Below are 2,226 nucleotides of genomic sequence, written 5' to 3' on the forward strand. Positions count from 1 at the left end.
AGTACCTTTTTTGGAATTAAAAAAGACCTTCAGTAAGCCACTGGAGGCAATGGCTTTCCTGCAGGAAAATCCGATCGATATTGTGTTTAGCGATATTGAGATGCCCCGCTTAACTGGTTTAGATCTGTTGGAAACGCTGGCCCAAAAACCTTACTTTATTTTTATAACTGCCCATCGACATTTCGCCATTGACGGATTTGAAAAAGGTGCCGTAGATTACCTTATTAAACCCATTCGATTTGAACGCTTTTTGAAAGCTGCAAATAGAGTAAAGGAACAAATATCACCCTTTAACAAACTAAATAACCACCCAATAAAAACAGAACGAATTTTTATAAAAAGTGAAAATAAATTTATAAAGATTATGCTTAATGATGTTCTATATATTGAAGCTCAGGGAAACTATTTGAATATTGTCACACATAACAGTGCACATCAAACCCTATCTACCCTTAAGGCGATGGAAGAAATTTTACATAACACCAGTTTCTTTCGAATTCATAGAGCATTCATTGTCAATACAGATAGCATACAATCTTTAAATGGAAATATAGTCCAGCTTTCAAATGGAAAAACTATCCCCATTGCGAGCAATAAAAAAGATCTCTTATATGCGCTTTTAGGATTAAATTAGATCGATTATAGGCGATACGCATGCTGAAAACTTTGGTTGATCCCGCTATCAAAACAAGTATAAAGCACTATTGTATATTGTTACTCGTTTGATTAATTTTAATCTAACGGACATAAACAACTGCCAAACATATAACAAGGATATGATGAAGATAAAAGCATTTACATTAAATATAGGCCTTTTCCTTTTTGCTGCAACGACTTTCGCGCAGAACAAAGCGGAGTTAAAATCATTGCTAAATAAAAACAGTGAATTTGTATTTCCCCAGACAATAGATAAAATAGCGGCTACATTAAACGTAAAAACAGTCTTCTATGAAGATGCCAACGAAGAAAAGTATGCAAAATGGATCACAAAATCCGGCTTGGAACTTTATAGCAATTATGGGGCTGATAAATCCGTCAATGAACTATTTTTTGATATCCCTGAAGACAAGTTTCTGGTTGTCGAAGGGTTGCCTTTTGATCTTGCGATCAATAAAACAACAGTCAAAGAGGCGCTCTCAAAATTCAGCCGACACAATGTTAAAAAGGAAAAACTTGATGCTGGAAGCTCTTTTCCGGGTGGTACCAGACTAACAATGAAAACAGGGACACATTTTACCACTTTACTTTTCGATAGCAAAAATCTTTTAAAGTTCATAGGCTTGACAACCTCTTTAATTGACCCCGCTGCCAATTAAAGACAAGGGGTCAATATACAATTTATTAGCTAGGTTGCCCAAGCATGATCACCCTTTTGATAAGGGAAATCGCCGTTATATTTCCCTGGGATTTTCACATAACGGAACACTTCCGTAGCGCCTAATTTTGAGCTAAAAAAAGTAAGCAGTGTAAGCTGTTTAAACAGCGTAAAAAAATGGGGCAGTTCATTAGCTGCTTTCTTTTTATCGTAATCTTGCGCTTCCTTGTCCAAAATATCAACAAAAGCAGTTTGGTCTTTTTTGTCGAGTTGCTGAAAATTACGCCCGAATTCTTTCTTGGCACGTTCGTCAATTCCGGCTGATCCAGTCAAAAAAACCTGCTGTTCTTCAAGTTTATAGCAGTCTCGCACTAGAACGGGAATTTCAGAACCTACCCCAGCTTCTTTCGCCCCTGGGGTAGTAGTTTTAGGAAGAATCGCCTCCGCGAGATCTCCCAAAAAATCGATTGATTTTGGATCAAAGAGCATTTCTATATCTTTCGAAGCAGACCTCTGGCATCCTTCCAAAAATAACGAAGCACCAATAACTGTTCCTCCCATGAGCATGGCCACACGTTGTATTGCTTCTCGTCTATTCATAATTATTGCATCATAAAATATTAAAGATTCCCTTTTTTTAATTCATTAACAGCAAAATCTACGGCCCTTGCAGTAAATGCCATATAGGTAAGCGATGGATTCACACAGGAAGACGAAGTCATAAAGGCCCCGTCTGTCACAAAAACATTTTTAGCATCCCATACTTGGTTAAATTTGTTTAATACCGAGGTTTTCGGATCATTGCCCATCCGTGCTGTTCCCATTTCATGAATTCCCTGTCCCATACTAAACCCGTTGTCATAGGTTGTTACGTCTTTGACACCAATAGATTCCAACATTTCCTTCATTTC

The 2,226-nt window shown here is 37.4% G+C and carries 4 protein-coding genes; 2 read left to right on the plus strand and 2 right to left on the minus strand.

Annotated features, from left to right (window positions below; all coding sequences use genetic code 11):
• Positions 1-634, plus strand: a 634-nt coding sequence (locus B2X72_RS03050) for a LytR/AlgR family response regulator transcription factor (protein ID WP_286848245.1), incomplete at its 5' end; no start/stop codon positions are given.
• A 142-nt stretch (positions 635-776) separates the two neighbouring features.
• The gene (locus B2X72_RS03055; RefSeq protein WP_145326854.1) at positions 777-1,316 is read left to right on the plus strand and encodes a hypothetical protein; all 540 of its coding nucleotides are present in this window, start codon (positions 777-779) and stop codon (positions 1,314-1,316) included.
• A 29-nt stretch (positions 1,317-1,345) separates the two neighbouring features.
• On the opposite strand, the gene B2X72_RS03060 is transcribed toward B2X72_RS03055, so the two are convergent.
• Both B2X72_RS03060 and B2X72_RS03065 read right to left on the minus strand, forming a co-directional pair.
• A complete protein-coding gene (locus B2X72_RS03060) occupies positions 1,346-1,915 on the minus strand; it encodes a gluconate 2-dehydrogenase subunit 3 family protein (RefSeq protein ID WP_088161736.1) in 570 nt (189 codons plus the stop codon).
• A gap of 20 nt (positions 1,916-1,935) precedes the next feature.
• A partial coding sequence (locus tag B2X72_RS03065; RefSeq protein WP_286848246.1) for a GMC family oxidoreductase occupies positions 1,936-2,226 on the minus strand: 291 nt, incomplete at its 5' end.

Source organism: Sphingobacterium sp. UBA7253, from assembly GCF_002472745.1.
Classification (GTDB): Bacteria; Bacteroidota; Bacteroidia; order Sphingobacteriales; family Sphingobacteriaceae; genus Sphingobacterium; species Sphingobacterium siyangense.